The sequence below is a fragment of the Niallia sp. genome (assembly GCF_031978665.1).
In the GTDB taxonomy this organism is placed as follows: domain Bacteria; phylum Bacillota; class Bacilli; order Bacillales; family Cytobacillaceae; genus Niallia.
Window position 1 is genome coordinate 17,550 of record NZ_DALZDK010000023.1, and the last position, 6,471, is coordinate 24,020.

Below are 6,471 nucleotides of genomic sequence, written 5' to 3' on the forward strand. Positions count from 1 at the left end.
TTTACTACTCTGCTTTTTGGTTTTCATCCGCTTGATGAACACCACTTTTCCCTTTCCACTCTGCTTTTTGGTTTTCATCCTCTTGATGAACACCACTTTTCCCTTTCCACTCTGCTTTTTGGTTTTCATCCTCTTGATGAACACCACTTTTCCCTTTACCACTCTGCTTTTTTGGTTTTCATCCAGATGATGAACACCACTTTCCTCTTCGTTCCTCCGATTTTCAGTGTTCATCCCACTGATGATCGCTACTTTTCCCCTTCCTTCTCTCCCTCTCTAGCAATCTTCCAATGGACTTTCCAAATTAAGTATACTAACATGGAAGAAACAGTATTTTTGGAGGATTCCTATATGAATATTCTTTGGGATTTTGATGGAACGTTATTTGATACATATCCTGCTTATACAGATGTACTTTATAAGGTACTGGGAGAAAAGGTGGACAAAGCAGCTATTTATAAAGAGTTAAAAATTTCTTTTTCTCACGCGATTCAATTTTTCAACTTGAATGAACAGCAGGTTAACGAGATTAAAGATTTAAATAGAGCAATTGTTGCGAGTGAAGTTAAGCCTTTTCCAGGTGTTGAGGAGATTTTAAAGGCTGCGGATACGAATGTGATTATGACGCATAAAAGCTATGCGGGAGTCACCCATTTTCTTCGGCATTATGGATGGGAGAAATATTTTGCCGAAATAGTAACCTTAGAAAATGGTTTTCCTCGGAAGCCTGCGGTAGATTCCTATCACTATTTACATACGAAGTATTCGATTGATTTGGCAATTGGAGACAGGGAGTTGGATTTAATTCCAGCCAGCCAATTAGGGATTCGCACCTGTATGTTCCAAAATCATTGTGAATTTGCTGACTTTCATCTATCAAACTATGCCGATTTTTTCGAATTATCCCTTATAAAGTAATAACAAAAAGGAGCCTTCCAAGAAATCGACTTCTTCTCGGAAAGCTCCTCATTTTAACACTACTTCCACAATCTCTGGTCTATTAAAAATCCGTTGAGGAATAATGCTATTTCCCAAACCTCTATTAACGATCATTACCGTTTCTTCTTTTTTATACATACCCGCTGTATATTCGGGCATGAATCCTTGATCTGGTGCGACCACTCCTCCGATAAACGGCAATCTTACTTGACCGCCATGCGCATGGCCAGTTAAAACTAAATCCATTTTTTCATAATGAGACAATAACTCTGGTCGATGGGACAGAAGCAAATTGAAATATTCCTCATGGTATTGACTGCCAACTATTGCGGCAACTTCATCCTCCCCAGACAAAAAGGTTGGGTCATCCACGCCGATCAGATTTATCGTTTCTCCTCCAATATTCACTAGCATCTGTTCATTTCTTAAGACATAAACACCTGTTTGCAGCAATTTCTCTTCTAACTGCGGAAATTTTCCTGACCATGATTCATGATTTCCTGTTACATAATACGTTGGTGCTATCTGAACTAGCTCCTCCATTAAAGTCATGCTTTTCCTTTCATCGTATTTCTTGGAATCCACAAGATCACCGGTAAAAGCAATGATATCAGGGGCTAACTGTTTTACTTTTTTTATTAATCGCTTTTGTTTTTTTCCAAATTGCTTGCTATGTAAATCCGATAGCTGCACTACTTTTATCGGTTTCGTTATATTTTCAGATGAGAGAATGAAGGTCGACGTAGATAGATTATTATTTTGGCAGTAAGAAAAAATTAGAAGGATGCCTATAGCTACACCAACTATTAATATTCTTTTTTTCACTTTCCCTCTTTCTCCCAGTTCACCTCAAAACCACCCTGCAATCCATCGCCGGTAACTATGAGCGTATAGGTTTCTGTTTTGTCTGCCTGAAAAGTTAAAGTCGACTTCTCTTCATTACTCAATCCAATTCTTCGATTCTTTTCATCTATTACATAGTAGCCAAATCCGCCGCCATTTCTATTTGTAAAATCAATGTGGATGGTCACGTTCTCTCCCTTTTTCGCTTTTATTGGGATTTGGTCTTCCCCATTAAAATAAGAAAAATAAGCTTCATATGACTGATCACCTCTGACTGTATTCCATTCTTTTTTCACCGTAAAATCAGGAATCGTTAGCAAAAGAAAGACTAGAGGGGCAATGGCAAATGTCCATTTAAAGCCTTTTACTTTCGCAGCCATTTTAATCCCAATATAGAATAATAACGCACAAATCAAGCCAATGGTTGCAGCTAATAGCGGGAAAACATTCCAAACAATCGGTAAGAAAAGACAAAGGCCAGCTAAACTATACAAAACGATTTCTAGCTTCGGATAATGGTTTGCAATACGATCTATCAACATCGAAATTAGAATCCCTATACCAAAAAAAGCTATCCAAAAGAGGGGATTTTTCATTTCATGGGAAAATAAATATAAATTGAAACTGGATAGAAAAATATAGACAAAAAAGAGAGTGGCTGCAAAACCTGCTCCTGCTAGTTTTATTAAGGCGTATTGTAGTCCCTTACGAACATTCTGACTTTCTACCATGTATGTTCCTCCCAAAGGATAGTTTCTAATATTCTATCAAAATAAGGAAATGAATTGTTAAAAACTTGAAAAAATAACGAGTGATTTAAAATGGATTATTGTTTTATATGCTTTTATGGAATCAATGATTCCTTTTTAACGAGCATTCTCGTTTGAAATATTATTGAGTGGGTCATACTTATTTTATGCATCTTCTTGGGAGGGAAATTATGATTTGGTTTCCTTATAGTTATCTCGCTTTTACGCTAATCATCATTTGGTTTATGCCAAAACATCTTACAAAAGTAGAAATATATGTGACCTGGTTTGTGGTTGGATTAATCAATTTAAGCTCAGATGTTATTCTGAGTTTAATATTTCATCTATATGAGCTTGGACCAAAAGAGGTACAGCTTTATGTTCATCTTATTGAACTAACACTTGGTTCCACCCATGGCATCATTTATTTAAATTTTATGCCCCATGACCTAAAAAAATTTCTTCCTTATTTTTTCGGTTGGCTTGTCTACTCTATTCTCTTAGAGTCTACACTTATTTACTTTGGCTTCGTTACCTATAGCGGATGGAGCTTATGGTATTCAGGAATTTACTATGCAGTTGCTTTGGTTTATACAAAGTGGCATTTATCTTTTATTCGAAGTGAAAAATAAAAATTATGAGGAGCGAAGCAAACGGTTTTATAGCAACCATTCCACTTCGCTTGGGGGATGACTTCTATTTTGCTCTTCCCTCTATTTTTCCAATCAACTACAAGTCCTTCATTTAATTCGGCCACTATTCTTAAAATATGTCCTGGTTATTAGCCAAAGCACAAAATCTTTCATCCTTCTCTTGTCATTACCCAAAACTCTAAGTCATTGGCATTCGTAAATGCAGATACTTGGCGAAATCCAAATTTTTTATATAACGCAATTGCCCGTTTATTAAAAGCTGTAACAGTCAGCCGTAGAGCTTGATTCGTCTCAACGGAATCGATTATAAATTGTAAAAAGCCGGTTCCTTGCCCCTGTCCTGTTAAATCCGGGCGCATGCCCAAACCAATATCGAGGTATCCTTCTGGATAAGCTTGAAAAAAGTATCCAAACGGAACTTGGGCTGCATAGCCTGTGCAATAAAATCCAACTAATGCTTCTTCTACATAAATAGCAAAGTACGGATTTTCCGCAAACTCTTGCAATGCTTCCTCTGTCACTTCGCTATTATATAATTCATATGGAGGGAGATATGTCCAGCTAAGGATTTCCTTTGCTGCTTGTTCTGTCATCTTTTGTGAGGAATAGCTCATTTTGCACGCTCTCCTACATGACTATTTCGAGTAAAGCCTAGATATCTTGTTCCTTGAAATTGCAGTTCCCCGCTATCACCTTCCACAAGCATTCCAAATTCATCCCCCTTCAACTGAAATTCAGTGCGGTCTCCACTGGGAAATTCAAACGTGACATAATAGTGATTATACGATCTGCTTTCGCCACCGTCATGGACACTCGTTCTCTTTGTAACTACTTTTGCAGATGTTGAAAGGCGGGGCTGCTGGTTGTTTTTGTTCCATTTAATAAGCCCCTTAATGATCCTACCCACAATAATAACAAGGATGATTGCAAACACAATCATAATGAATAATGGGACAATGACGAACATGATATCCCCTGAAGCCATAAAATCCTCAAACACAAAGAAATCTCCCATTTGCCTGTTCTCCTCTAATTAAAGATTTTTTTCTATTATCCAATATATCATTCATTACGCAGCTCCTCCCTAAAAAGTTTCATCTAGAATCATTCCATCTACTCACTCCTTAAATTCAAACAATCAAATTAAGAATATTAATTTGATTGTTTATTTACATTAATTTTATTAGTTTTATAATTGACATTCTTAATAAAATTAATTAATCTAACTGAGAAGGGAGGTAGTTATTGGCTATGAGTTATCCAGTTATTAATGATTGTCCTGTCTGTCATCAAGAACTTCATGTAACAAAGCTTGAATGCGGAAACTGTCATACGACGATAGAAAATCGTTTCCATCTGTCAAAATGGCACTCCTTTTCAGATGAGCAGATGCATTTTATTGAAACATTTATCCTTTCAAGAGGGAGTATTAAAGAAGTGGAAAAAAAGCTTGGTATTTCTTACCCGACTGTTCGAGGAAAACTGGATGACATTATTCAGATTATGACAGGAGAAGCCGAAGAAACAGAAAGAAAAGTAAGCAACAACATAAGGGTTGAAAGAAAAGCAGACATTTTAGAAAGGCTAGAGAATAATGAAATAACAGCGGACGAAGCGATCCAATTAATGAAGGACCTTTAAGGAGGCTATGAAGCATGAATGAAGAAATGAAACGAATTTTAACAATGGTGGAAAACGGAAAACTAACATCGGATCAAGCAGCTGCACTGATCGATTCATTTGAGGAAAAAATAGAAAAGAAACCCTTGCTTGAAGACAGTCCTTATCTAAATCGGATACTTAAAGTACGTGTGCATTCGGAAACAAATGACAATATTAATGTAAATGTCCCAATCAGACTGGTGAAAGTACTTCTCCAAACTGGAATTGGTATCGCATCAAAAATTCCTCAAGCCCAAACCTATACTGAAAATATCGATGTGGAATTATTGATCGCTGCTATTGATAGTGAACTAGTCGGCGAAATTGTTAATGCCAAATTGGCAAACGGTGACAGTATCAAAGTGTATGTGGAATAGAGTGTGACTATGATGAAGGTATTTATCCAAACAGATAAGCATAAGCGAATTTCCATTATTCTCCCAATTTTTTTATTACATGCATTTATTGATATCGCCTTATCGAAACGGTTATGGAAATTTATCCATTACCAGGCAAAAGATAAAACAGTTGATGCAATCTATATGAATATAACCGAAATAAAGTTTTTAATGAAGGCATTAAGTAAAGAGCTTAAAAATGTCTCACTTGTAGAACCACTTGTTGATATTCGTTTAAAGGATGGCATATATGTAAAGGTGGCCATTACATGAAGCGTGTACTTTTCTTAGAAAAGAAAAAATCTAGTGCTCGCAACACTAGATTTGTGTGAAACTTAATTTTTAATTAAATGGAATGCCTTTCCTGCACTTGTTGATTGGGAGAGGCATTCTTCTATTACTATAGCATAGGGCGGAAAAATTGTGAATTACTGATGAGGTGCTCCTGGCGGATAAAAGCTTGGCGGCATTTTAATCCATCCATGCTCCCTCATTTTCGTTTTGAGCTCCATTCCATAAATACTTTTCTCTGCATGAAATCGAATCCACATTAACCCAACATCACTGCGGACACTTTGCGTAATATTTGTAGCACACATAACAATATTGCTTGTAACTTTCGCTGCTAATAAGTTCGCTATTTCCATATCAGTCGATTTTGCGCCTAAAGGAATAGCATTCGGATCTGATTTAGGCTTTGATTCAGCCGAATTCGAAAGAGGAACTCCCTCTTTTATCATAAATTCCTCTAAGATTTTTCGCTGCTCAGTTGCTAATGCATTTGCTTCGTTAATCAACTCAATTAAAACATTATCTGTCGTCGTATTAAGCGCCATCTCTAATACAGGAATTTCATCGGCAATTGCAGCATGATATGTCCAAAATCCCATTGCTTCCCCAATATGGAGTAGTGATTTTGGTTCTGAATCAAATCTCGTCTTAATATAATCGAGAAGCGCTTCCATCTTATGTGCCATTATGTACACCTCTTAGTGTTTTTATCTATAATGTTTACTTGCAGATGGAATTTTATGCAAATTAATAATTTTCCTTTTGAATTAGCACTTTATTTTAATTTTTTGTTGGAAAAAGGGAGCCTTTTAGCAGGTAGTTGGGGGTTTTGAAGTTTTATTTGCGACTTTTGCGCTTTTACTTGCGACTCCCGCACCTTTACTTGCGACTCCCACACCTTTACTTGCGACTCTCACACCTTTACTTGCGACTCCC

Annotated in this window: 11 protein-coding genes; 5 read left to right on the plus strand and 6 right to left on the minus strand. The window is 36.7% G+C overall.

Annotated features, from left to right (window positions below):
• Positions 1 to 234: hypothetical protein (locus tag RTL21_RS13615; protein ID WP_312096428.1), on the minus strand; the 234-nt coding region annotated here is incomplete at its 3' end.
• A 117-nt stretch (positions 235 to 351) separates the two neighbouring features.
• Between RTL21_RS13615 and RTL21_RS13620 the strand changes: the two genes are divergently transcribed.
• Positions 352 to 918, plus strand: coding sequence for an HAD hydrolase-like protein (locus tag RTL21_RS13620; protein WP_312096429.1), 567 nt, complete (start codon positions 352 to 354; stop codon positions 916 to 918).
• A 48-nt stretch (positions 919 to 966) separates the two neighbouring features.
• Here the strand turns inward: RTL21_RS13620 and RTL21_RS13625 are convergent, their stop codons facing one another.
• Both RTL21_RS13625 and RTL21_RS13630 read right to left on the minus strand, forming a co-directional pair.
• Positions 967 to 1,764: a metallophosphoesterase gene (locus tag RTL21_RS13625; protein WP_312096430.1), complete on the minus strand. Its 798-nt coding sequence runs from the start codon at positions 1,762 to 1,764 to the stop codon at positions 967 to 969.
• Complete coding sequence (locus tag RTL21_RS13630; RefSeq protein WP_312096431.1) at positions 1,761 to 2,513, minus strand: hypothetical protein; 753 nt, start codon at positions 2,511 to 2,513, stop codon at positions 1,761 to 1,763. Before RTL21_RS13630 ends, RTL21_RS13625 begins: the two co-directional genes overlap by 4 nt.
• A 209-nt stretch (positions 2,514 to 2,722) precedes the next feature.
• Between RTL21_RS13630 and RTL21_RS13635 the strand changes: the two genes are divergently transcribed.
• Positions 2,723 to 3,163, plus strand: coding sequence for a hypothetical protein (locus RTL21_RS13635; protein ID WP_312096432.1), 441 nt, complete (start codon positions 2,723 to 2,725; stop codon positions 3,161 to 3,163).
• Positions 3,164 to 3,333: 170 nt separating this feature from the next.
• Here the strand turns inward: RTL21_RS13635 and RTL21_RS13640 are convergent, their stop codons facing one another.
• Both RTL21_RS13640 and RTL21_RS13645 read right to left on the minus strand, forming a co-directional pair.
• Positions 3,334 to 3,798 (minus strand): GNAT family N-acetyltransferase, encoded by a 465-nt coding sequence (locus RTL21_RS13640; RefSeq protein ID WP_312096433.1) that lies wholly within the window; start codon positions 3,796 to 3,798, stop codon positions 3,334 to 3,336.
• Positions 3,795 to 4,199: a DUF2500 domain-containing protein gene (locus tag RTL21_RS13645; protein WP_312096434.1), complete on the minus strand. Its 405-nt coding sequence runs from the start codon at positions 4,197 to 4,199 to the stop codon at positions 3,795 to 3,797. Before RTL21_RS13645 ends, RTL21_RS13640 begins: the two co-directional genes overlap by 4 nt.
• Positions 4,200 to 4,435: 236 nt before the next feature.
• On the opposite strand from RTL21_RS13645, the gene RTL21_RS13650 reads away from it, so the two are divergent.
• From RTL21_RS13650 to RTL21_RS13660, 3 genes are read left to right on the plus strand one after another with little or no spacing between them, the layout of a single operon-like run.
• Positions 4,436 to 4,825, plus strand: a complete 390-nt coding sequence (locus tag RTL21_RS13650) for a DUF2089 domain-containing protein (protein ID WP_312096435.1) — start codon at positions 4,436 to 4,438, stop codon at positions 4,823 to 4,825.
• 14 nt (positions 4,826 to 4,839) lie between these two features.
• Positions 4,840 to 5,223, plus strand: coding sequence for an SHOCT-like domain-containing protein (locus RTL21_RS13655; protein WP_312096436.1), 384 nt, complete (start codon positions 4,840 to 4,842; stop codon positions 5,221 to 5,223).
• A 9-nt stretch (positions 5,224 to 5,232) separates the two neighbouring features.
• Positions 5,233 to 5,517: a hypothetical protein gene (locus tag RTL21_RS13660; protein WP_312096437.1), complete on the plus strand. Its 285-nt coding sequence runs from the start codon at positions 5,233 to 5,235 to the stop codon at positions 5,515 to 5,517.
• A 155-nt stretch (positions 5,518 to 5,672) separates the two neighbouring features.
• Here RTL21_RS13660 and RTL21_RS13665 read toward each other — a convergent pair whose 3' ends face one another.
• Positions 5,673 to 6,221: a DUF3231 family protein gene (locus tag RTL21_RS13665; RefSeq protein ID WP_312096438.1), complete on the minus strand. Its 549-nt coding sequence runs from the start codon at positions 6,219 to 6,221 to the stop codon at positions 5,673 to 5,675.
• Positions 6,222 to 6,471 lie beyond the last annotated feature (250 nt).